A 24,907-nucleotide genomic window follows, 5' to 3' on the forward strand; every position below is an offset into this window, starting at 1 on the left:
CTTTTGCAAATGGGAATTCGCATTCCCGAGCATTAAAGCGTAACATACTCATAGTCAGCTGATTTTTAATTATACAAAACCATGATAAATCTATAATATAAAAACAACAAATGAATCTTGGAGTGATTCTCCCTGCTTTATTGACTAAAATGAGAACTAGAGACTATGAAAAGTATTGACTTAACGAAGAAACGAATAAAACAAACCATACCTAGCGGCATTGTCATAATACTGCAGGGAACTCAATGCAAATCTTTTAATATACTTCATTCGGGAATGGTTGAGGTCCTCTATGCTGAGAACGTACAAGAAAGGTCAGCCCCTGAGGCTATAATTGATATGAGTCTCCGCATAGGACTTGTAAAAAGTGAAGCAATGATTGGTATAACTGGTCTCTTGAGTTTAAATGATGACTATACCATTTCCATTCGTACTGTTTCAGAATGCATGATCAGCACCCACCCCATGGACAGGGAGGAGTTCATTTCACAAATTCATCAGGACCTATCTCTCAATTTCAAAATTTTAAGAGATCTCTGCACCAGAATTGAATCCGCTTTGTACCTCTTTAAAAACTATAAATACCTTTGGCATAAATATGCATCCATTGCTGATTCTATAGCTCTGGGTATACCGGGTACATCATTGTCTGTTGGTGAGATAAAGAACCGAAACCAAGCAGAACTGAAAGAATATTCCGCGTACCTCAAGGCTTTGATAACAGAAGATGATCAAGCTCTTCTTCCTAAATCATGGGATTACAATCTATTCCTGGGTGAAATACAAAATAGACTCAAACTCTATGAAAACCATGACAAGACACAGGCAGAGAAACTAATTGATTATCCTCAATTCCTGTTCATTAAAAGACTGATTCAAAAAAATGAGAAGATCCTGAACGCCTTATTCGCAAAAGATGACCCCACGAACCAGTATGTATTCGATTTTTTAGGCCGGACTATTGAAAGTATTTTTAAAGCCAATATCAAATTGACTGCTGAAATCAAGGAACTCATTGAAATGATCTATTCCGATAAGGGATGGGCCGTACAAGCAATCTCGGGGTCAAAAAACAGCGACCCTCAAAAAAGAAATTTTTTACACTTCCTGGCAAAATTCAGCTGGCGTTGCAGGAAAGATACTATGACCCTTTTAGGAATAGATATTTTTACAGAATTTAGAGTCTTTTCCGCATTAAAGAATTTCAAGAATTTCATTATACCGGAAGAAGATAAGCTTATAAAGTCCGGTTCAGCCGCAGAAACTTCGGGAATACAAAAGCGTCTGGCCAAATATAACAATCTACTTCCAAAGATTTTGGAATTCTCATGTATGTCTGATGAATTTAATGAAGAATTTCAAACTCTAATGGATCAGTTATTAAAAGCAGAAAAAAAACATGGAAGTGATTCGAGCCTTCAAAAAATCAGGGACAGCATCTCTTTAAAATACTGGCAACTTTATGAAGCTTGTTTCCTAAAAGTCATAGACTCGGATCTTAAAGGTTTTATTCCTGGAATCATGCTCCACTTTGGAGTCATAGATGAACGATTCCTGACAAATGAGGACCTCCTCACCCTTGATAGCTTCTATGCAAATAATCTCTTTAACGATGATGAGATTCCAGTGATGACCCTTCCTTACTTTCTTGAAAAAATCTACAAGTCTGAGATCCCGGCCTCAATGACCGAAATGGGAGATCTTTTCAAGACGATACTGAAATCTCAGGAAAAGTTGACAAAAAAAGAGCGGGAAAATACCTATATTTATAAAGATTTACCTGAAGACAGAGTACGCTTCGAAATCAGGAAGATTGCCGGAGAACTATCAAAGATGCTCTTTGGAAACAAGAAGAAAGCTCTTCCATTTCTATGCAGTGAAACCCTGTCTGGAAATATGAAACGATTCTTTATTAACCCGGATTCCTTCATTGAGATTGTGCAAAAATACCGGCAGAGAGATTTCTCTCTTTTTTACAGAGAAGTATTATTCAAACACAAACTGGGTTCTGATTTTATTCAAACTGAAGTGGTACCGAACTTTATTTTCTACCCTAGCTTTGGTACCAGGGCAATCATGTGGCAGGAAATGGATAGCAACAACAAAAACAGTGCAGGCAGAATATTCTTTCCCCTCTTCTTTTCCGAGAAACTAAAGGATACTATCCTCACACAGTTGGCCTATTTCCGCTGGGAACTGCAAAAAAGCATTGCAGGATACAATTGGACTGATCCTGTAGAAGGCGGCCTTGTAGGAGTATACTACGATTATATCCGCTACTTTAAAAAGAATCCGAATATCACCCCCGAGGCCAAGGAACGGCTGGAAGAATTCGTCAAGAAAACCAATTCTGATAAGGATCGTTTTACCAAAGAATATAGTATGTGGGTTGAGCATGAATACCATGGGAAAATGCGCCTGAACAACTATGTACGTGATATTTTTTACCGCTACTGTCCTTTTCCTAGAAAGAAACGGGAAGAAATGTCACAAAAACCTTCCTTTTCAATTATGGAAAATAAGTTTCAGAACCGCCGCCAGAAAGAGCTCCTAAAACTAAAATCCAAAGCGATCAAGTTTGAAAAGAAAAAAACTCCCCTTCCCGTTGAAATAGACAACTATAGAAATTTTCTGGAGTTGTAATGATTGAACAGTCATTTTGGGTCTGTTTGAAGATTCGAAATATCAATGAATTCAAAGCATTATACTGATTGAATCTCAGCATATTACCACAAATGTATATTCAGTAGTATCCATGTATCTCCTGCCTTACATGATCAAAAGTACTCATAATTCTTTCTCATCGTATTCCTCAGCTTTTACATAGATTACACAGATTTTACATTCTCTTGATGGATGAAAAATAGAAATGCAATAACCTGTGACACACAGAGAAACTATACAAAACAAGCCTGTGGACAATAGAGGATCTAGGCCATAGGGCAATGCTGATCTGTTATAATTAATTAAAGGAGTTTCTTTTGAACAGTTTTTTCTCAATCAAATTCAGATTATACCTACTAATGGCTGTCTTTATTACGAATTCCTTAATCATTGGTATATTAGTCAATTCTTACCTGGGAATAATAAATAGGCACTGGAATCACTACAATGCAGCTGTCGTTGATACAGAAGTTTATTTTGCCCAATTGGAATCAGCACTGGGTTATGGAGGAATGATTCATCATTTCAAAAACTATATATTGAGACAGGATGCTGAATATATTGAAAAAGGAAATATCAGCTTCGAAAGCTTTAACCTGAGCCTTGATAAAATCTACAGCTCTCCCGAATTGACGAGTGAGGAAAAAACACACTTAGAAATCATAAAGAACACTATGACTGAGTATAGGAATGCCCTGCTCTCAGCAAAAAATTTATATGATCAGGGAAAAACTGTCAGTGAAACTGACTCAATCATTTTAATAGATGATGCTCCGGCTTTAGCAGCGTTTACATGGTTTAAAGAGAACATTAAGCAAAACAAAGAATTTTTCCACGATGAGTTATCCATAACAATAAATAAAGCTATTTATCAAACCGTGATCATACTGATAATCACAATGATATTTTTTCTTATATTTGCTTTTTGGATTTTATCATCCATTACAAAACCTCTTTTATCAATACAACAAATTACGGACACCGTAGCAAAAGGGAACCTGAGCAAAAAAATAGATATGAATAAAAAGAATGAAATTGGGTCTATTGCCAATAATTTTGATGCTGCTATCACAAGTTTGAGAACTCTGGTTAAGAGTGTAAAAATCAGTTCAAATGGCAGTCAGGAAATCAGCGAGAATCTCAATTCACAAATGGTTCAAACAGCATCTGCTGTTAGCGAAATATCTGCGAATATCGAATCAATGGAACGTCAGTTTGAAAAATTGACTGATAGTATAGGGACATCATCTTCTTCTTTAGAACAAATTGTCAGCAACATAGAAAGCTTGGCAGCTGAAATCACGGATCAGTCCAGTGCGGTAAGCCAATCCTCGGCGTCGGTAGAACAGATAAATGCATCGATAAAGAATGTTGCCTGTATTGCAGAAATGAAAATTCAGGCAGCTGGGAATCTTGTGGTCATAGCATCCGCCGGAGAAGAGGAAGTCTCCAGTACCAACTCACTGATAACAGATACTAGTAAATCTGTAGATGATATACTGGAAATGATCAATATTATTAATGATATAGCCTCTCAGACTAATCTTCTGTCTATGAACGCGGCCATAGAAGCGGCTCATGCCGGTGATGCTGGCAAGGGATTTGCCGTTGTTGCCGATGAAATCAGAAAACTGGCTGAAAATACAGCCGAAAACTCTAAAAGAATATCCAAGACGCTGACTCATATGGTAAATAATATCAATGAGACTCTATCACTGAGTAATAAAAGTGGGCTAACACTCGCCAATATCAATGATGAAGTCCGGGAAGTTATTTCTGCTTTTGAAGAAATTGCTAGAAGTACAGTTGAATTGTCTTCTGGCAGCAATGAGATTCTAAGCAGTTCAAATCATTTAAATGAGATAACTGAATCAATCCGACTCGAGTCCCAGGAAATGAATATTGGAGCCAAGGAGATCAACAAAGAATTGAAGTTGATAAAGGAAATATCTAAAAACTCTCTCAGTGGAATCAAAGAGATACGCTACGGTTCTAATGAGATTAATCAATCTGTAAATTTCATTCAGGAGATCAGCAAAGAAAACACTGAAAATATCTCGAAGCTGATTCAGCAGATCAGTATCTTTACAACATAATCAGAAGCACCCCCCAAAGGCTGAATGCTTCAATGTAAGCGGTACAGATCCATTTTTTATTCAATCTTCAAAAATAGCCTTGTTAATTATTGATGATATTGTTTAAACTTTGTTCTCTCACATAACATAATTGATTTTATTTATGTGCATTGTTTTATCATTTATATACATTGGTTTTAGGTTGATTTAAACAGCCTACCTGTCTCAACGGGTAGGTATAATACTTTCCGTATAATTATTGATTTTTAATCTTTGTCATATAATGTTATAAATACTTTAAAAGTAAACGAGAGGAGAAATCATTGAACAAACTAAGAACAATACTATACATAACTGTATTCTTATTGATTGGAATGACTCACATTTATGCTGGAGGATCTCAGGATGCATCAGTCAGTACTGTCATGGAAACCGGAGCAGCTAAAGATTTATTTGTATATGGCATCGATGGCGATCCTACAAACAATGTTAATCCCATAACAGCTAGTGGACGATACGACCTCATGGCAACGAAAGCCATGTTTTCTCCACTCTGGGTTTTCAATGGTCCCGAAGATTTATATTTTTACCTGGCCACAGATGTATCAGCCTCGGCTGATATGCTCACATACACGGTGAAACTCCGCGATGATGTCAAATGGCATGATGGAGAGGAGTTCAATGCTGACGATGTTGTTTTTACTTACAAAACTATCGTCGAACAGCCTACAGCAAACGGTCATGATGTGTATCAATTCAACGGCAAGCCGATGAAAGTCACAAAGGTCGATGACTTCACAGTTCAATTTACTTTTCCTACGGCTATACCTTTTGCCCTGGAGATCCTCTCTGCGGAGAAGTTTATGACTCCCGAACATATTTGGGCCGGAGAAACAGAGTTTCAGGTTAATGAAAAAAACGCTCACCCTATCGGAACAGGGCCCTATAAGTTTAGTGAATACAGAGAAGGAGAAAGCCTGACTCTGGTCAAAAATGAAGACTATTTTTTGGGTGAACCTGAGATAGACAAGGTCATCTACCGTGTTGTTCTTGATGCTAATGCGGCTGTGGTAGCCCTCCAGAAAGGCGAGATAGATGCCCTAGCAATACAACCGACAGATGTTACTAAATTTGATAAGAATCAAATCGGTGTTTATCCCTATTCAGAAAACAGAATTGGTTACTTGTCGGCGGTTCTCTACAGAGAGAATATGGATAATATCAACTTTAGAAAAGCGATACTTTTTGGTATAAACAAGTCAGATCTCATCAAAGCGACATACGTATCAGAAGATTTTGCACTGAATGCGAGATCCTTCCTTCCGGAACATGCCTCTTATTATTCAAAAGATGTTGAAACCTATGAGTATGATCTGTCCATGGCAAAGGAGTTTCTGGCTAAATCCGGTTTGAAAAATCCTCAGATTAAAATTGCCTACCTGGCTAATAATCCAACATATGAGACACAGGCTCTTCTGATTCAGGCCAATCTTGCCGCTGTGGGAATTGCCTGCGAACTGATGCCTCTCGATGCAGGAGCCATGTACAACAATGCGCTCTATCCTAAAACAGCCGAATTTGACTTGTTTCTCGGTGGATATATTATGGGTGTTGATCCTGACAACTACGCTAGCCTCTTCACAAGCGAAGGAGGAGCAAACTTCTCAGGCATCAAAAATGAAACAATTGATGGACTTTTTGCTGCTGGTAGAGTAGAGCTCGACACTTCAAAAAGAGCCGCCATCTATAAAGAACTTCAAAAAGAGTTCATGGATTATGCCTTCTTCCTCCCCCTAAGCGAAAATAAGAGAATACTCGCTATTTCAAATAGAATTGGTGGAATTGATGAAGCAAAACTTGTACCGATCTTCACATTTGAAGATATGTCAAAATTAATAGAAAAATAAGTATATTATAGCCCGTATCTCCACGGACTATTTTAAAATATCTAAAGAATTGAGGCTTGTAGTGATAATAATTGTTTATCGCTGCAGCCTTATTTTTGTTCTGACCGGGAGGATGTGAATTGTTAAGATATATCTTAAAAAGGATATTGCAGGCTGTACCTCTTATTATCCTCATTTCTATCATTACATTCGGGCTTATTCAGCTGGCGCCTTATGATGCCATTGATGCAATTACAACACCGGATATGTCCCTTGAATACATAGAGGTTCTCAAAGAAGTTAACGGCTTGAATGAACCAATATATATCCAATATTTTATTTGGGCAAAAAATGCAATTAGAGGTGATTTCGGTTACTCATTAGTGACTCATTCAAATATTAAACAGGCCTTGTCGGATCGAATACCCAATTCCATGCTACTGATTGTTCCTTCCTATATTATTGCTTTAATTATAGCCGTAATTCTAGGACTCCTTGCAGGATCAAATCGAGGTCGATGGATCGACCGGGCTGTCGATGGTTTTTGCTCAATAGCGATTTCCGCCCCTTCATTCTGGGTTGGCCTCATACTGATTTACTTCCTCTCCTACAAACTGAACCTCTTTCCCTCATTCGGTATGTACACACCTGGTTCGCCCAGGACGACATCCAACCTCCTTGCTCACATGGTTGTGCCCGGGCTGACCCTGGTTATTGCGTTACTGCCTCAAATGATCAGATATGTGCGAAGCTCTACAATCGGACAACTCTCGGAGGACTATGTGATGGTGCAAAAAGCCTTCGGCGCCACAAGTCACAATATTTTGTTCAGGCATATTCTAAAGAATGTTCTTCTGCCGCTGGTAACCTTGGTTGGAATGTCTCTTCCCATGCTCGTAACCGGTGCTTTTGTAACAGAATCTGTTTTTTCCTGGCCGGGGGTAGGACCATATTTTTTGGCAGCTATCAGGGGGTTCGATTATCCCATCATCATGAGTATTCTAGCCTTATCATCCAGTCTGGTTATAATTGGAAATCTTCTTGCGGATATTCTCTACAACCTGATTGATACGAGAATTAAGGAGATGAACCAGTGAAGAACAGACGCTTTGAGATATTCAAGGAAGAATTAAAAAATGACAAATGGGCCATCTTTGCTTTCGTTTTGCTGATCATCATGATACTGGCATCCCTTCTTGCTCCACTACTTCCTCATGATCCCAATGAAGTCAATATCAGTTTGATGAAAGACACCCCCAGCCTAACCCACTGGTTCGGTACAGACGAACTGGGACGAGACTATTTTACCCGGGTTCTTTATGGTGGCAGAGTATCACTCATGGTTGGTATTCTTGCCATGATGACCTCAGTCATCATAGGAACTCTAATCGGAACAGTCAGCGGCTACTGGGGTGGTGCTGTAGAGAACATCCTCATGCGTTTTGTGGATGTTCTCTCGGCGATCCCCTGGATGATTCTGGTAACTATAATCAGTATTTTTATCCAAGGGGGAATCTGGGCTATTATTATCGTGATAGGTGGATTCAGCTGGATGGGAGCCGCTCGTCTAGTTAGAGCAGAAACCCTATCGCTGAAACAGCGGGAGTATGTACTTTATGCATCCGCTTCGGGAGAGCGAAACTACAGAATTATCAGAAAACACATCCTGCCGGGAATCTATCCCACCATTGTTGTGACTGCCACCATTTTTATTCCCCATGCCATTATTATTGAATCCACATTGAGTTTTCTCGGTTTAGGCGTCAAGGCACCGACCTCTTCATGGGGAAGCATGTTGAAAAACGCTCAGGGTTTTCTCATGGATGTGCCTCATCTGGCGATCATTCCGGGTCTGATGATCCTGATAATCGTCTACTGTTTTAATAAGCTGGGCGATGTATTGCGCGCTGTTGTAGAACCGAAGACCATGGGAGCCTAGAGAGATGCCTATATTGGAAATTAAACATTTGGAAACCTCATTTTTGACTAAAAAACAACGACTCGATGCCATCCGTGATGTGAGCCTGAGAGTCGAAGAAAAGGAAGTCTTGGGGATTGTAGGTGAATCAGGAAGCGGAAAGAGCGTAACCATGAAGTCTGTCATGGGGATTCTACCATCCAATGGTGTAATCCGTGCAGGTGAAATCCTTTTCGAAGGACAGAGTCTTCTCAAAATTAACGATCAAGATAAGAGAGCCTTGCTGGGGAATGAGATTTCAATGATATTCCAGGACCCCATGACTTCGTTGAATCCCTTAAAAACTGTTGGTTACCATATTGAAGAGATCTTACTTCGTCATAGAAAAGTGGACAAATCCACAGCTCATAAGCTGGCAAAACAGGTATTGGATATAGTTGAAATCCCCAATGCAGAAAAGCGCCTTACCCAATATCCCCATGAATTCAGCGGTGGAATGCGTCAGAGGGTCATGATTGGCATGGCTCTCGCCAATGAACCGAAGCTCCTCATTGCCGATGAACCGACCACAGCTCTGGATGTGACCATTCAATCTCAGATTCTAGCTTTGATTAAAAAACGCCAGCATCAGAATAATATGGCAGTCGTCTTAATCACCCACGATCTTTCTGTTGTCTACAATATGTGTGACAGAATCATAGTCATGTATGGTGGTAAAATCATGGAGGAAGGACTGCGTGAAGAGATATTTGATTCACCATATAAACACCCTTATACAAAGGCACTCATGCTTTCCATACCCAATATAACCGACGATGAGAAAAAAAGGTTAGTCCCCATAGAGGGAGTCGCTCCCACATTGGAGGATTTACCAGAAGGATGTCCTTTTGCTCCTCGCTGCAGTCAAGCCATGGATATATGCCGGGAGATGCCAGGAGAAACCCTCTTTTCGGACACACACAAAATTTATTGTCACTTTGCCGGGGGAGAATCTACAGATGAGCAGTGAAAATTTAATTGAGACAGTGAATTTGAGCAAGCACTTTAAAGTCCACAATGGGCTGGGAAGAAAACGAACCCTCAAAGCAGTCGACGGTGTTAGTCTGACTCTGAAGAAGGGAGAAACCCTGGGAATCGTCGGTGAATCGGGATGTGGAAAATCAACCCTTGGACGGACCATTACCCGACTATACGATGCTTCAGGAGGAAAGATTCTCTTCGAAGATGTGGATATAACGGAGATGAAAGGTTCAGCATTCCGGATTTATCAGAAAAAGATGCAAATAATTTTTCAAGATCCCTATTCATCTTTAAATCCCAGTATGAATGTCAGGGAAATACTGAGTGAACCGCTCAATATTCATACAAAACTGGCAGGGAAAGAACTCAATGAAAAAATTGAAGAGACACTGGAGGTAGTCGGCCTAACAAAAGCCTCCATAGAGAAATTTCCTCATGAATTCAGCGGCGGACAGCGACAGAGAATAGGAATTGCCCGAGCCATTTCTGTAGAACCGGATTTTATCCTTTGTGATGAACCAATTTCTGCACTGGATGTTTCCATTCAGGCCCAAATCGTCAATACACTGGAAAAGCTGCAGGAAAAAATGGGTGTATCCTACCTCTTCATAGCTCACGACCTATCTATGGTAAAACATATTTCCCATAAAATAGGAGTTATGTATTTAGGGAAAATCGTTGAAGTATCGGACACACTCGAATTGTATAAAAATCCTCTTCATCCCTATTCTCAGGCCCTGCTGGACTCAATCCCCAAAATTGGAAGTATCTCCAACTTTGATAAGATTCTCTCAGGTGATATACCGAGTCCCATAGATTTGCCTCAAGGTTGCCGATTTCAGAGCAGATGTAAATATGTCATGAAAAAATGTAGGGAGAGAGAACCAGCTCTCACTCCTGTTTCAAAAGATCATGCCGTGGCCTGTCATCTTTATGATGAAGTCTGATTTGATAGAAAATTATAAGGAAGGAATAAAATGGATGTAAATAAAATAGACCTCAACTTCATCTACGATTTTGATGGAGAAGTTCGAACTCCCACTGGTAAGATTCTCATTGGAGAAGGTGAGAATAAAATGATGCCCTACGACCTGCTTTTCGGAGCCCTCGGTTCCTGCATGTATGCCAATTTTATAGGTATTTGTAAAAAGAAGAAAATAACATTTGACACAGTTAAAGTTGAAGTCACCGGCGAAAAACGCGATGAAATTCCAGCGCTACTTCAATGGGTCAGCGTCAAGTACATTGTCAAAGGAGGTAGTTCGGAAAAAGGATTCATCCAGGCCGCTGATCTTTCCTCAAAGTACTGTTCCATTTTTCAGACTATATCAAACGTAGCAAAGATGACATGCACTATTGAATTTGAATCATAATCCGAACAAGTGGAATCTGCTGTATCCCGTTTAAAGGCTCATACATTTTACCCGTCAATCATAGGAGTAAGTAAAAAATATGAGCATTATATAGAGGTTTAATATTTAATGTCGCCTATGAAAATCGAACCCTTGATGTATACTGATACATATCTGGGTTTCCCCCCGCAGTTTTAAGGAGCTTCAGGGAGCATTCATTTAGAGAAGTCATTACTTCATCATCCAAAGGTGCAGCTGTTATAATGGATTGAAGCTCTTTCAGCTGTTTCGTATCTCTAGCCCCTACCAGAATTGTATCGACGAAGGATTGGCTGCGTATATATCTGATAGCCAATTCCGTCGGAGTGATGCCAAGATCCTTTGAAATCATTAGAAAATCATTTAATAATTCCTGAGTTTCAGCTTCCATTCCCGGCCCACCATGAGTGGCTGCTTTTCTTTTGGGAGCAAAGTGCCGGGTTCTCATTCTGCCTTCCGGGAAAGAGTCCAAGCTATTATATTTACCTGTGAGTAATCCTTGTTGTAGTGGAGAATAGACCCAAAGATGTTTCCCCTGCTGCTTAGTCAGCGGTGCAATATCATTTTCAATGACACGCCACATTAGATTATAAGGTAATTGGTTGCTGATTATAGGGTAAGAATGGGTTTCTTCTAGATCCTGAGATCCGAAGTTGCACACACCGATATGGAGTATCTTCCCTTCTTTCTGCAACTTTTGGAACGTATCCAGGGCTGTTTTGTTCTCTTCTGTCGTCCCGGGCCAATGAACCTGCATAAGATCTATGGTATCACGGCCCAAAGTCTTTAAGCTGGTTTCCACAGAATCAATGATATCGGCTTCACTACAGCCGTCTATTTTCATTTTTGTAGCAATGACACCTTCGGAAATACCCTTAAGAGCTTTTCCCAAAATTCTCTCGCTGGCGCCATCACCATAATTAGGGGAGGTATCAAAGAGTGAGATTCCGCTATCTAGAGCATTGTGAATGACCTTGATCGATTCTTTTTCATCAATGTCTGACCAGATATCTCCTCCCGCAAATGTCCATGTACCTAATGCCATGGGAGGAAAATTTTTTAAAGGAGAGGAGGATGTACTCATTATATAGTCCTTGTTAGTCTATAATTTATTTAATATTTTTCAGAAGAAAGAAATAGATTATCTCCAGAATTTGGATTTTTTTCCGGAGATATCATGAATTTGGATTCAATTTATAAAAATGTATTAAAGACCTAGTATTGAAGCTCTTACTTGTTCAACGCTTCACGGTTTACTACATTACTTGCCTGTTCACCCTTCAAAATCAAGCTCATTCCATTCAGAAGTTCTCCTAGCATATCCAGTCGAACATCGGCAATATTGGTACAGCAGTGCGGTGTGATCACGATATTAGGAAGTTCGGCAATCTCCTTGGAAATATTTGGTTCAAACTCATGCACATCTAAAGCAGCACCTCGAATAGACTTTGCTTTTAAGGCTTGGATAAGAGCTTTCTCTTCAACAATAGGTCCTCTGGATGCATTAATGAGATACGATGTATTCTTCATCATACCCAATCTTTCTTTGTTCATGTAGTGATGATATTCGGGAAAGTAAGGCATATGAAGAGTGAGGACATCAGCTTCTTTTATGACATCTTCTGCGGACATAAAACGCGCATTCAATCGTTCTTCATCCTCTTTAGTAGCCTGATATAAGTCGTTATAAACAACATTCATTCCTAAACCAACAGCTTTTTGGGCAACAGATTTCCCTATGCGGCCAAAACCTATAATTCCTAATGTTCTACCGGATAAGACCATATCCCGCTCCAAAAGTAAGGATGGTTTGCAAACAAGATCTTTACGAAGTTCTCTGTCATAAAGAACGGTACTGCGGCAAATGCTCATCATAAGGGCGATAGTCATCTCTGCTGTAGATTCCATTACAGAAACGGGTGTATTTAAAACAAGAATACCTTTTTCGGTAGCGGTTTTTACATCTATATTGTTAAATCCAGATCCAAGATTTCCAATGGCTTTTAAGTTGGGCGCTAGTTCTATAAGAGATGCTGGACATTCAAAATCAGCTATTGTGATTAAAACATCTGCATCCTTGACATGTTCTTTTATTTCATCATCCGAGAACTTGCTTAACGGAGTTTCCGGGAAGATGACATTCATATTGGAAAGTAAGTCGCTGAATCTATCTAAAGGTAAATTATGAGTCAATACTATGGTATACATTAATCTTCTCCTGTGGATTACTGCCTATGTAAAAATGTTCGGTTTACTTCAATTACTGTTTGCTTAGCTAATTCAATGTCTCTATTTCTGATGGCATCAATCATCTGCTGATGATTCACATAAGATAAAAATCCTGCATAATGGATATTTAAATAATCCTCTCTCAAACCTGATTTTATCAACTGCACAAGGTTCTCATTCAATTGTTCCATAAGAGGATTATGAGTTAGTCGTCCAATTTCCAGATGAAAATCAATATCAATTTGATATAAGTCCAGAGGATCAGGATTTTCCCCTAATGCCATCTTTAATTGATCATTTTGTTGTTCAAGTTTATTTATGTCTTCATCACTACAGTTTAGAATGACCATCTCTAACAATAGTCCTTCTATATGTTTTCTATATTCGAGAAGTTGTTCATTTGTGAATGTCCTACTTGAACCTTCAGTCATTTGAAAATTAGCTACATTCTTCGTTTCAATGAGATCATTTTTCACAAAGGTTCCAAGTCCCCGTCTAATCTCAACGAGGCCAACAGTAGAAAGTACTTTGATTGCTTCTCGTACAGAACTGCGTGATGTACCACACATCTCCATTATTTCCAGCTCACTAGGTAGTTTATCTCCTTTTTTGTACGAACCATCCAGAATTTGTTTTTTAACAACCATCATGACATGATCAATCTTAGACATAAATCTATTTCCTTTATTGAATCACAGAAGGCCTCCGCAATCCTTTTTTCACACTTTTTATTATCGGCCAAGATATTGATAGTATAGCAACAACTATGAAAAATGCCGATATTGGCCTGGAAAAGAATATTGAGTAATCTCCCTGGGACATAACCAAACTTCTTCTAAAATTTCCTTCTGCCATCGGTCCTAAAATTAGGGCCAGAACAATGGGAGAGAGTGGAAATCCACCCTTAATAAGAAGATAACCTATCACACCGGCAATGAGCATAGTTGTAACATCTGTAAAATTATTATTTATGGCAAATGAACCAACAGTTGAAAGTACCATGATAATGGGTACCAATGTTTTCTTGGGTATAGCAATAATCTTAGTAAATAAACGAATTCCTGAAAGTCCCAAAATCAACATAAAAATATTGGCAACAATGAAAGTTCCAAAAAGTGTATAGGTTATTTCGGCGTGTTCAAGAAATAGCTGTGGACCAGGTATCAAGTTATGAACCATCAAAGCACCCAGCATAACTGCCGTATTTGGGTCACCGGGAATGCCTAGAGTCAATAAAGGAATCAAAGCACCACCTGTTGTACCATTATTAGAGGCTTCGGGTGCTGCGATCCCTTCAGGGATACCTGTTCCAAAATCCTCGGGATGTTTTGAAACACGTTTTTCCATGTCATAAGATACAAAGGCACTAACATCTCCACCAGCTCCCGGAATAGATCCAATAAACGTTCCTGTAAAACCTGCACGAATTATAGTCGGAAGAACCCTTTTAAAATCAGCTTTTGTAGGCAAAATTCGCTTTGTTTTCCCAACTGGAGCCGTCTTATTCAGAATCGTCTCAATGCTAATAAAGCACTGACTCAATGCAAACAAACCTACGAGAACGGGAATGAATTGCAGCCCTCCCATTAAATAGGTGTTACCAAAATTAAACCGGGAAAATCCGGTAATATTATCCATACCAATAAGAGATAATATCAAGCCTAATATTCCGGCCATCAAACCTTTGACCAAAGACTCCCCTGAAATACTGGCAATGATACTAATCCCAAAAAATGCCAGTGCAAAAGTTTCTGGTGCACTAAATTTAAGAGCGAACTCGGCTAGAATAGGAGCGATGAGAATGAGCATCACACCACTGATAATCCCACCTCCAAAAGAAGAGATGACAGAGATCCCTAACGCGCGGCCGGCCTCCCCTCTTTGCGTAAACTTATAACCGTCAATGACAGTAGCAGCTGCAGAAGGCGTTCCTGGAGTATTTATCAGAATAGCTGGTATTGAACCACCATAGATTGCTCCGCAAAAAATACCAACCAGCAATGATATTCCGATCTGAGGTTCCATTGAAAAAGTAAGAGGCATCAAAAGAGCGACACCCATCGTAGAGGTTAATCCAGGCATTGCACCAAAGGAGATGCCCATCAAAACTCCCCCGAAAACCATCATAATGGTAAAAGGGTCAAGTAAGTTATGAAGTACTAATGAAAACATTTTTCAGCTCCTTAAAATATTAGCCCTGAAGGTAACTGTACCAACAGTAAAGTAGTAAACACAAAATATAAAAATATTGGCACTAAGATAGGAACCAAAATTAGAACCTTTTTATTCCTGTTTCCTAAAAAGAAAAGCATAGCCAAAAGATAAAAAACTGAAGCTATTAAAAAGCCTACAACATGAAGAAAACCAAAATAAAGAGCTGTAAATAAGAGGGAAAACCATACTCGAGAATTCTCTCTTGAAATGAGTTTCACCTCATCCACAGAAGTTTCTTCACTCTTAAAAGAAACCACAATTTGTAGAATTGATAAAAAAAACCCAATAATAGATAAAACCAGGGGAAAAAAGCCGGGGCCTAAGTTTCCATTAAATCCAGACGGAAATGATCTGGATACAAAAAAAACAAACAGACATAACAGAGCAAAAAATAGTGAAATAACATTTGCTACTTTTATCATTCTTTAAATTCCTTATGAACCAAATAATCGAGGCCAGGCAATTGCCTGGCCCCGATTATCGTAACAGAGTTAATCTATCATACCAAGAGCTTTAAACTGTTCACCATAGATCTTGTTTTCTCTTTCCATGAGTGCTAAGAAGTCATCCGCATCTTTATAATCTTTCATAAAATTTTTGTTTTTCATGAACTCAGTAATTTCAGGATCGTTAAGAGCATACTGAATAGCTTCATCAATTTTAGCGATTACATCCGCAGGAGTACCCTTAGGTGCAACAAAACCTCTATAAATTGTAAGCAGCAGATCTCCGTATCCTAACTCTCTAAGTGTTGGAATCTCGGGGAGCTCAGCAAGTCTCTCAGGGGAGAAAGAACAAAGGATTTTTGCTTTTCCGGAAGCTACATGTACTTCTACTTCCTGAGCACTTACTGTAGTAGCCTCTACGTGTCCACCAGCAAGAGCTACAGCTGAGGGTCCACCACCATCAAAGGGAACATGTACAACATCAATACCAGCAGCAGCAGCGAACGCAGCAGCTAATACATGCCAGTTTCCACCGTTACCTGAGTTACTGAAACGAACTTCTCCAGGATGTGCCTTGCAGTAGTCAATAAACTCTTCCACTGTGTCATAAGGAGCATCTGCCTGGACAGTGAGTGTTCCATAAGTAGAGTTAACATTACAAACAGGTTCAAAACTTTCGTATGTAAAATCAACTTCCTGAACATATGGTACAGCCAGCATCTCTGCAACTGCAGCAGTAACTGAAGATCCATCAGCTTTTTCTTTTGCACCAGCAGAAAAACCAATAGCACCACCGGCACCAGGTTTATTTACAATTATAACAGGTACTCCCAATTTTTCTGATATTTTTGGTGCTAATGCCCTGTAAAGAAGGTCTGTCCCACCACCGGCTGCAGGTGGGCAAGTAACAACAAGCTGTTTTGCAGGATAAGCATCACCATCTACAGCACCTTCAGTTTGACCGTTTGCCATAACACTGAATGTACTTACACTCGCTAGAACCATTAGCATACTTAATGCCCGAACCATTTTTTTCATCAATGAATCCTCCATAATTTTGTTTTTATCTTTTCAGATTTAAAAAAGATAAACAGATAGACATCATATTTCAGACAATTCCAACACGGCATTGTCTGATGTCATTCGACAATTTTATATCGATATATGCGATATTGTAAAGTTTTTTTTTCACTTTTTTTATTTCCTTACAAAGTATAAATTTATACAATGTTGAGATTCTAAAACAAATGAATTGACATTATTCTTTCTTGCAGTATAATTCTATTCATACCATTATACGTTAGCAGACGTCTGATGTCATAAATTATGTTTTTTGAAAAATGTATAGATTACTTAAAGGAGCTTTTATGATAGATATTCGTAATTTCGTACAACTAGGGATAAGCTCAATCCTGCTATACCCTAAAGCCCTAAAGAACTCTCTTTCTCTTTTCACTGCAATTGAAGAGTCCTGTCATTTGGAACATTTTGAAGTTATCGAGAGTTATCTTCCCCATGAAAAGGATATTCGTAGTGAAGCGATAAAGACAATTAAAGAAACAGGAAGAACTATTCATTACAATTCGCCCCTTCCTTTTCAACTGGACGGCCCTTATTCCTGCGGTAGCTCAAATGCAGAGTATAGAAAAAATTCTTTTAAATTGATTAAACAGCACATTGAATATGCCGCAGAAGCAGATGCACCTCTTTTTGTACTAACAGGATGCATCGATAAAGGTGAAGAAGAAAGAGCCGCCCGTCTCTCCTATCTTGAAGATTTCATCTGTTATGCATCTGAAGAAGCTGTTCAGCATGGAATTAAAATGGTCCTGGAACCTATCGAACGGCATCAATTCAAAAAGATTGTTCTTGGTCCTACGGAAGATTGCGTTTCGATGGCCAAAAGAGTGATGGGCCGCAATATCAAGAATTTCGGGTTAATGCTAGATGTCATGCACCTCCCTCTCATGGAAGAGACTTTTGATCATGCTCTTGAAAATATTCTTGAAACCGGTCTGGACCACGTCCATATGGGCGACTGTGTAACTGACCCATCCAGCTCCTATTACGGACATACCCATCCTCCTTTTGGAATTCAAAAAGGGACATTCAATCAGCAGGATTACAGTTATCAGTTCTTCAAATTTCTTGAGTGTGGATATCTGAGCAGCACACCATCAGTTGAAAATAAGCCTACAATCTCGATTGAAGCTCAGGCCTATCCTGGAGTAAGTCCGAGAACATCTTCCATTGTTTTTTATGAGAAGCTCAATTCTGCCTTTGCAGACGCTCTAGTGAAATTCAAGAATCAATAAGAGGATTAAATATGAAACTATGTTATCAAGTTGCTACCCCTGATGTAAAAATCGCAGAGAGTGTAACAGCTTACCAGGGCAGTTTAGAAAAAACATTCGGGGACATTGCCAAACTTGGTTATGACGGAGTTGAGCTTATGACTCTGAATCCCGGCAAATTAGACTGGGATGAAGTTAAAAAGACAGCAGAACGACATAATCTTATTGTTGGTTTAGTTTGTACCGGGGAGATTTTCGGACAGTTAAACCTCTGTTTTACAGATCCGGATAAGTCGATCAGAGAAGAGGCAATCAGCCGGGTAAAAGAGATTATTGATTTTGCCTCATTCCTTGATGCCAACATCAATATCGGGCGGGTGAGAGGATACTACCGACCCGATGTAGATAAGGAGCAGACTGACGCCTGGGCAGTAGCGGCCTTCAAGGAAATAAGCGAACATGCTAAACCCCTGGGAGTAACCATTGCTCTAGAAACTGTCACAATCATGCAGACGAATTTCATCAACACCATGGAAGAAGGTCTGAAATTCGTAGAGTTGGTTGATCATGAAAATTTCAAACTCATGATCGATGTATTCCATCTGAATATAGAAGAAAAAGATCTTTATCAAACGATCACACAGTATATTCCCCACACGATTCATGTTCATCTTGCAGATAATAACCGCCGTTATCCCGGGAACTGCGGAATGGATTTTAAAAAGATCATCCAGCTATTTCACGACAACGGCTTTGATGGAACCTACTGCACCGAAATTTTTCAGAATCCAACTATGGAAATTGCTGCAGCTGAATCAATAAAACACTTGGGCCCCATATTCAAAGAGGTCTATGGCAGGACAATAAAAGCATGAAAACGATAGCACTAATCCATACAGTAAAACCCGTTCTAAATTCTTTTGAACAAGAAATCATAGAAGCTGCACCAGAGGGAAGTGTCAAAATACATAATATCCTTGATGATTTCCTGGCTCATGACCCCAGCCCGGACGGGGCTGGTTATTTTACGCCGGAAAACAAGCAGCGATTGTTCAATCAGATTAAGAATGCAGAATTAACAGGAGCTGACTTAATCGTTACAACTTGCTCTACTTTGAGTCCCATAGTATTAGTCATCAAAGAATTTTTTAGCACTCCCATTTTGACTATTGACGAGGTAATGGCTGAAGAAGTTGTAAGCAAAGCAAAAAAAATTAAAATTTTGGCAACAGCAAAGAGCACAATAGAACCGAGTTGTCAGGCTCTTTATTCTGCGGCTAAAAAACTGAATAAAGAAATAAGCATAGACTTTGAAGATAACGAAGAAGCCTACAAAGCCATGAAAAATTACAATATGGAACTGCATAACAAACTTGTGTTAGAGCAATCAACTCAATCTTCTAACTATGATGCTATCATCCTGGCACAAGCCTCCATGGCTCATTTGGAAGAAGATGTAGAAGCTCATACCGGAGTAAAAACCTATAGCAGTCCTAAACGATGTATTCGAAAAATTATTGAGATCATTGGCAAAAACGAACAAGAGAACTAAAAAACACCAGTGAATACACATCACTATTTGTGAATTACGGATTATATGATTTTTCCAGGACCTCGAGGGGAGCTGGATTCATCTTGTAAACATATTACAGGTTCTCTGGCCATAACCAGAGAATAGACTAAGTTAAGGATAAATAAATGGCAGTAGATTTAGCAGTAATAACAAACAGAGAACTGCATGCTTTGGCACAGCAGTTCCGAATTGATGTGATCAAAACTCTCCATGACAAGGGAACAGGTCACTGGGGAGGGTCAGCATCGGTAGCAGAGATCCTCACCTATCTCTATTTCAGACAAATGAATATCCAGCCTGAAAATCCCGATTGGGAAAACAGAGACAGGTTAGTTTTGAGTAAGGGCCATGCATCGCCCATGCTCTATGAAGTACTGGAAAAGAGAGGATACCTGAAAGATGGAACACTCAAAACTTTTCGCGATCTGAACAGTTCCCTCCAGGGACATCCATGCATGAACAAAACTCCCGGTGTAGAAATGTCAACAGGAGCACTGGGACATGGTTTATCAGTGGGTCTGGGAATGAGTCTGATGGCAGCCCGTCAGTCATCCCCTTTTAAAACCTATGTAATAGTAGGCGAAGGCTGTCTCAACGAAGGTCAGTCATGGGAAGCCATCATGGCCGCAGGTAAATTTGCACCAAAAGACCTGGTACTCTTGGTTGATTACAACAAAGTACAGCTGGATGGACACTCCAAAGACATAATGCCTCTGGATCCTCTGGCAGATAAGTTCAAAGCTTTTAATTGGAATGTAGCTGACCGTAGTTTCAATGGTCATGATATGGATGATATAGAAAGTTCATTCAAATGGCTTTCACAGCAAGATCAGGGCCCCTGTGTCATTATCTATGACACAATTAAAGGGAAGGGAGTCTCTTTTATGGAAGACAATCATGCCTGGCACGGTGCTCCGGTAGGAGATGACCATTTTAGTGAAGCACTGCCCCAATTAGAAAAAGGTCTTTCAACCTGGGAGGAAAAATAATGGAAAAAATAGGAATGCGTGATGCCTTCGGCGCTGCTCTGGTAGAGCTGGGGAAAACAAATGATAAATTAATGGTTCTGGATGCTGATGTATCTTCCAGTACTCGAAGCGGACTCTTTGGAAAAGCCTACCCCGACCGCTTCTTCAACGTCGGTGTGGCCGAAGCAAACATGGTTGATATTGCTGCAGGAATGGCCACTTGCGGATATCGTCCTGTGGTCAGTGCCTTTGCTATCTTTCTAGCTCTTAAAGCCACCGATCAAATTAGAAACGTAGTTTGTTACAATAAACTGAATGTGATTATTGCCGGTGGTTATTCTGGACTTTCAGACTCTTTTGATGGTGCCAGCCACCAGTCTATTACAGATATCGCCATCATGCGGGCTTTTCCTAATCTCACCGTACTGGCTCCCGCTCACGCTGATGATGTGACTGCAGCCCTGGAACAGGCACTTGAAATTGAAGGACCTGTTTATATACGAATGTGCCGTAATCCAAGCCCGGTTCTTGTTGGTAAGAAAGCTCTGACAATCGGAAAAGCAGAGATCCTCAATGAAGGTTCGGATATTACCATAGGCGCCTGCGGGATAACCGTTCCTATAGCGATGGAAGCCTGTGAAGAGCTTGCTTCAAAGGGTATCAAAGCCCAGATCTTGGATCTAAGCAGTATCAAGCCCATTGATAAAAAAACAATTACAGAAGCGGCTGAAAAAACAGGCTGTTTCCTGACTGTTGAAGAACATTCCATCCATGGCGGACTTGGAAGTGCCGTATCTGAAGTTCTTGTCAGGTCCAAGCCCGTTCCTATGGACTTTGTAGGAATAGAAGACTGTTTTACTGAATCTGGGCCCTATGAGGAACTGATGGAGAAATATGGTCTCAGTACAAAGGCCGTCGTTGCTAAAGCCGAGGCTCTAGTCAAATTAAAATAATGATCCCTATGATTTGAGTGAACAACCGGGGCTGTGAACCAGCCCCGGATTGATTTATAATTCTGTAGCTGGTGACGCAAGAGACATTGTTTAACCAGCTCCATAATTTTGTTAAAAGCTCTTCATCGGCACCCGGTATACAAAAGTAATCCTATTAAGTTATCGATGCCTGATATATGTTTTGTATAGATCCATCGAGGATTTTACTAAATTCCTGAGGACTCTGATCTACATTTAACCCTTCAGATAAGGCTCTGGAAAAACTGGCTATCACATTATGGTTCCTGGCCAGCTTTTGATTCGCAACTTCTCGAGAATAGCCTCCGGATAAAGCGACAACCCTCAAAACATTGGGGAATGAAGTCAGTTCTTCATAAAAATTATCCTCATCTGGAATGGTTAACTTCAGCATGACAAGAGTATTTGAATCCAGGGATTTTAAGTGTTTAATAAGTTCATTTTTAAGGACCATTTCTGCCTTTTCTTTATCAGGAGCATGGATATCAACCTCCGGTTCTATGATAGGAACCAGACCTGCTTTAGAGATGATTTGTCCTATTTCAAACTGCTGGTCAACAAGCGCTTTTATTCCGGTAGTATTGGCTTCCCTGATAACAGATCGCATCTTTGTTCCAAAAACATGCCGCTCATTTGCCCGCTTCAGTAGATCGTCCAGATGGGTAATGGGTTTCATGACCTGAACCCCCTGTTCCTGATCTGCCAGTCCTTTATCAACTTTCAAGAATGTAACGATACCCTTCTTATCCCAAAGATAATCAGCGCTATGGAGTCCATCTACCCTGGAATCCATTGTCTTTTCAAAAAGGATGGCCCCTAGTATACGGTCTTTATTAAACACCGAACTCTCCATAATGCGGGATCGCATCTGGTGAACCAATTGAAACATCTCCTCATCGTTGGAATAGGCATCTTTTTTAATGCCATATGTTTCCAGGGCCTTCGGTGTACTACCTCCGCTTTGATCCAGAGCGGCAATAAAACCTTTTCCACTTTTCATTCGTTCCATCTGAGTCAGATTCATAAAAGTACCTCCATCAAGTTTGGTCTTTATTTAAAGATAACCAATTATGGATGGTAAATGTTTAATTCCTTGGATTATATACAGAAATACCTCAGTTTTTCTTCGATGGAAAGAATCTATGATCCAAACAGTCTTTTCAAAACAAAATATTCTTGAAACAGACAAACGGCTCTAGGAATCTTAAATCTGAAAAAGATTTTGAACGAAAAAAAACCTCTCCAGCATAGAGAGGCAGTGAGTCTCGCCCATTAAGGGTAATGACCTAAGAATTAACCGTATCATTCTGATTTCTCGTCTGGCTTGATTTGTTCAAAATCTCAACTACATACCTGTTTTCAATCCATACCCAAAGGTAAATTGAAAAAAATAATATAATCGCTACAAAGTAGGAAAACAAAACAAACCTATATAGTTCTACCTCAGTGGATGAGGCATACAACTTTTCAATATTATATTCGCTTACTAGTAAGTGAATGATTGTATACTACCAGAAAGCTAAACAAATGACAAGTACTGCAGACATGATTCCTTATATTGTTATTGTTATGATTTTATTTCATCATCAGAAAAGCCAGAGAAGGCAGCCTGAATGCAGTTTTGGATGACTAGATCAGATTCTTTTATACCCCCAAACCCCAAACCATTTGCCTAAACCTCAAAAACAACTTGGTTGCGGCCATTCTTTTTTGCTAGATAAAGATTTTTATCGGCATCATCAATCAAATCTTCAGAGCATTCATACTTATGAGTGTATGTAGCAATACCGCCACTGATTGTTAAATTTCCTATGGTTGCAAACTGATGCTGTGCAATTTTCAACCTTAAATCATCTAAAAAATGGAGAGCAGCATCGCCTTCTGTTTCTAGTAAAATCAATATAAATTCTTCTCCACCATATCGACCGAAATGATCCGTAGATCTAATATTTTTTATGACCACAGTTGCCAATTCTTTGAGAACATGATCACCGATCATGTGTCCATAGGTATCATTAACATTTTTAAAATGGTCTATATCAATCATACAAATGGAAAAGACAGTGCCATAACGTTTGGATCTAAGATACTCCTCTTTTAACTTTGTTAAAATCATCCTCCTTGAAGAGATTCCGGTCAACTGATCATTAAATGCCATGTATTTTATGCGTCTGCCAGTATAAGTAGAGTAAACAACTATAAAAGCCAATAAAACAATGAGGCAAAGAAAGGAAGATGTGATAAGCCAAAATGATCTTCTGAGTTCAACAAGTCGTTCATTGTCAGAGTTTAAAAAAAGATAGGCTACAGTATTTCCGGTAAAGTTACGAATAGGAAGAAAGGATAAAACTCTCTTTTCCTGGTCATAGTTAACTTCGATTGAAAAAGGTTCTCCATCTAATAAACTACTACTCAGAGATTTTGCTATTCTGTCTGAGTCCTTTTTCAGGATATGGTCTGCTAGTGAATAGTTCTCAACCAGACCCTTATCTAACACAAATCGAGGATCAATTGTCCACTCGGAATAATTTGATTGTTCACTACTAAAGACTTTTTCCAAAACCACAGACTTCAGTAGAATAAACTGTGATTCCTGATGATAAAGATTAGCTATCTGATCAATAATGGCAGCTATGGAGATGCTGATTTCTACTGATCCAATATGCTTTTCATTATACATCAGAGGATAAAGATTCCGATAACCATTAAAAATGCGCCCCTCTTCAAAACCAGAAATACTTTTTTTCTCTCTATTAACATATTCAACGGACAACCTGATTCCCATTAAGTCGTCCCCATAGGTTTCAGGTTTATGAAAACGCAAAAAACTCAAATTATCTGCGGTGTGAAAATGAAGCTGGCGGAAATTAAAAGTCTTTAAATTGTTATACAAAGGAGATAGTTGCCTTAGAAGTGTTGCTCTCAATTCATTTTTTACAAGCTCATCCTCAGTTAAGGACGCATCATAGAGTACTTCTAAAACACTCTCTTTCTGGATTTGATTCAAATTGATAAAATTGGCCATGTTTGTATATTCAGAAACAATAATATCATACTCGTATCTTAGCTTATCGATATAATTGTCCATGATTTTCTCTTCAGTAGCAGACATATATTTGAACACGACAACATATGTCATTATAAAAATAAGGGGGAAAACGGTTAGTAGAAGGGGTTTCAAAATTTTTTTCATAATGCCAAATGACTCCTCATATATTAAGCTTAACCGCTGAACAGAATATCTAAGCATTTTTAAAT

At 39.3% G+C, this 24,907-nt stretch carries 21 protein-coding genes; 13 read left to right on the plus strand and 8 right to left on the minus strand.

Going from position 1 to position 24,907, the window contains the following annotated elements:
• The first annotated feature begins 165 nt into the window (after positions 1–165).
• From EXM22_RS09775 to EXM22_RS09810, 8 genes are all read left to right on the plus strand, one after another.
• On the plus strand, positions 166–2,643 hold the full coding sequence (locus EXM22_RS09775) for a cyclic nucleotide-binding domain-containing protein (protein ID WP_149486340.1): 2,478 nt from the start codon (positions 166–168) through the stop codon (positions 2,641–2,643).
• 338 nt (positions 2,644–2,981) lie between these two features.
• Positions 2,982–4,760, plus strand: a complete 1,779-nt coding sequence (locus EXM22_RS09780) for a methyl-accepting chemotaxis protein (protein WP_149486341.1) — start codon at positions 2,982–2,984, stop codon at positions 4,758–4,760.
• A 302-nt stretch (positions 4,761–5,062) separates the two neighbouring features.
• Positions 5,063–6,646, plus strand: a complete 1,584-nt coding sequence (locus EXM22_RS09785; RefSeq protein WP_149486342.1) for an ABC transporter substrate-binding protein — start codon at positions 5,063–5,065, stop codon at positions 6,644–6,646.
• 119 nt (positions 6,647–6,765) lie between these two features.
• Positions 6,766–7,722: an ABC transporter permease gene (locus tag EXM22_RS09790; RefSeq protein ID WP_149486343.1), complete on the plus strand. Its 957-nt coding sequence runs from the start codon at positions 6,766–6,768 to the stop codon at positions 7,720–7,722.
• Positions 7,719–8,564 carry an ABC transporter permease gene (locus EXM22_RS09795; RefSeq protein ID WP_149486344.1) on the plus strand — a complete coding sequence of 282 codons (846 nt, stop codon included), beginning with the start codon at positions 7,719–7,721 and terminating at the stop codon, positions 8,562–8,564. Before EXM22_RS09790 ends, EXM22_RS09795 begins: the two co-directional genes overlap by 4 nt.
• Positions 8,565–8,607: 43 nt before the next feature.
• Positions 8,608–9,552, plus strand: a complete 945-nt coding sequence (locus tag EXM22_RS09800; protein ID WP_246157001.1) for an ABC transporter ATP-binding protein — start codon at positions 8,608–8,610, stop codon at positions 9,550–9,552.
• Positions 9,542–10,510 carry an ABC transporter ATP-binding protein gene (locus EXM22_RS09805; RefSeq protein ID WP_149486346.1) on the plus strand — a complete coding sequence of 323 codons (969 nt, stop codon included), beginning with the start codon at positions 9,542–9,544 and terminating at the stop codon, positions 10,508–10,510. The genes EXM22_RS09800 and EXM22_RS09805 overlap by 11 nt, the downstream gene beginning before the upstream one ends.
• 30 nt (positions 10,511–10,540) lie before the next feature.
• Positions 10,541–10,936 carry an OsmC family protein gene (locus tag EXM22_RS09810; protein WP_149486347.1) on the plus strand — a complete coding sequence of 132 codons (396 nt, stop codon included), beginning with the start codon at positions 10,541–10,543 and terminating at the stop codon, positions 10,934–10,936.
• A gap of 115 nt (positions 10,937–11,051) precedes the next feature.
• Here the strand turns inward: EXM22_RS09810 and EXM22_RS09815 are convergent, their stop codons facing one another.
• From EXM22_RS09815 to EXM22_RS09840, 6 genes are all read right to left on the minus strand, one after another.
• The gene (locus EXM22_RS09815) at positions 11,052–12,038 is read right to left on the minus strand and encodes an aldo/keto reductase (protein ID WP_149486348.1); all 987 of its coding nucleotides are present in this window, start codon (positions 12,036–12,038) and stop codon (positions 11,052–11,054) included.
• 146 nt (positions 12,039–12,184) lie between these two features.
• The gene (locus EXM22_RS09820) at positions 12,185–13,162 is read right to left on the minus strand and encodes an NAD(P)-dependent oxidoreductase (protein WP_149486349.1); all 978 of its coding nucleotides are present in this window, start codon (positions 13,160–13,162) and stop codon (positions 12,185–12,187) included.
• Positions 13,163–13,179: 17 nt separating this feature from the next.
• Complete coding sequence (locus EXM22_RS09825; protein ID WP_149486350.1) at positions 13,180–13,854, minus strand: FadR/GntR family transcriptional regulator; 675 nt, start codon at positions 13,852–13,854, stop codon at positions 13,180–13,182.
• Between the two features lie 13 nt (positions 13,855–13,867).
• Positions 13,868–15,355, minus strand: coding sequence for a tripartite tricarboxylate transporter permease (locus tag EXM22_RS09830; protein WP_149486351.1), 1,488 nt, complete (start codon positions 15,353–15,355; stop codon positions 13,868–13,870).
• Positions 15,356–15,366: 11 nt separating this feature from the next.
• Complete coding sequence (locus EXM22_RS09835; protein WP_149486352.1) at positions 15,367–15,819, minus strand: tripartite tricarboxylate transporter TctB family protein; 453 nt, start codon at positions 15,817–15,819, stop codon at positions 15,367–15,369.
• 69 nt (positions 15,820–15,888) lie between these two features.
• Complete coding sequence (locus EXM22_RS09840; RefSeq protein WP_246157117.1) at positions 15,889–16,881, minus strand: tripartite tricarboxylate transporter substrate binding protein; 993 nt, start codon at positions 16,879–16,881, stop codon at positions 15,889–15,891.
• Positions 16,882–17,210: 329 nt separating this feature from the next.
• On the opposite strand from EXM22_RS09840, the gene EXM22_RS09845 reads away from it, so the two are divergent.
• From EXM22_RS09845 to EXM22_RS09865, 5 genes are all read left to right on the plus strand, one after another.
• Positions 17,211–18,158: a TIM barrel protein gene (locus tag EXM22_RS09845; RefSeq protein WP_168203440.1), complete on the plus strand. Its 948-nt coding sequence runs from the start codon at positions 17,211–17,213 to the stop codon at positions 18,156–18,158.
• 11 nt (positions 18,159–18,169) lie between these two features.
• Positions 18,170–19,012 (plus strand): sugar phosphate isomerase/epimerase family protein, encoded by an 843-nt coding sequence (locus EXM22_RS09850; protein ID WP_149486355.1) that lies wholly within the window; start codon positions 18,170–18,172, stop codon positions 19,010–19,012.
• On the plus strand, positions 19,009–19,689 hold the full coding sequence (locus tag EXM22_RS09855) for an aspartate/glutamate racemase family protein (RefSeq protein ID WP_149486356.1): 681 nt from the start codon (positions 19,009–19,011) through the stop codon (positions 19,687–19,689). The genes EXM22_RS09850 and EXM22_RS09855 overlap by 4 nt, the downstream gene beginning before the upstream one ends.
• A gap of 146 nt (positions 19,690–19,835) precedes the next feature.
• A complete protein-coding gene (locus EXM22_RS09860; RefSeq protein WP_149486357.1) occupies positions 19,836–20,699 on the plus strand; it encodes a transketolase in 864 nt (287 codons plus the stop codon).
• On the plus strand, positions 20,699–21,631 hold the full coding sequence (locus EXM22_RS09865; protein ID WP_149486358.1) for a transketolase family protein: 933 nt from the start codon (positions 20,699–20,701) through the stop codon (positions 21,629–21,631). Before EXM22_RS09860 ends, EXM22_RS09865 begins: the two co-directional genes overlap by 1 nt.
• A 154-nt stretch (positions 21,632–21,785) precedes the next feature.
• Here EXM22_RS09865 and EXM22_RS09870 read toward each other — a convergent pair whose 3' ends face one another.
• Both EXM22_RS09870 and EXM22_RS09875 read right to left on the minus strand, forming a co-directional pair.
• Positions 21,786–22,673 (minus strand): fructose bisphosphate aldolase, encoded by an 888-nt coding sequence (locus tag EXM22_RS09870; protein ID WP_149486359.1) that lies wholly within the window; start codon positions 22,671–22,673, stop codon positions 21,786–21,788.
• 648 nt (positions 22,674–23,321) lie between these two features.
• Positions 23,322–24,842, minus strand: coding sequence for a sensor domain-containing diguanylate cyclase (locus tag EXM22_RS09875; RefSeq protein ID WP_168203441.1), 1,521 nt, complete (start codon positions 24,840–24,842; stop codon positions 23,322–23,324).
• Positions 24,843–24,907 lie beyond the last annotated feature (65 nt).

Origin of the sequence: Oceanispirochaeta crateris (assembly GCF_008329965.1) — a bacterium.
Lineage (GTDB): Bacteria > Spirochaetota > Spirochaetia > DSM-2461 > DSM-2461 > Oceanispirochaeta > Oceanispirochaeta crateris.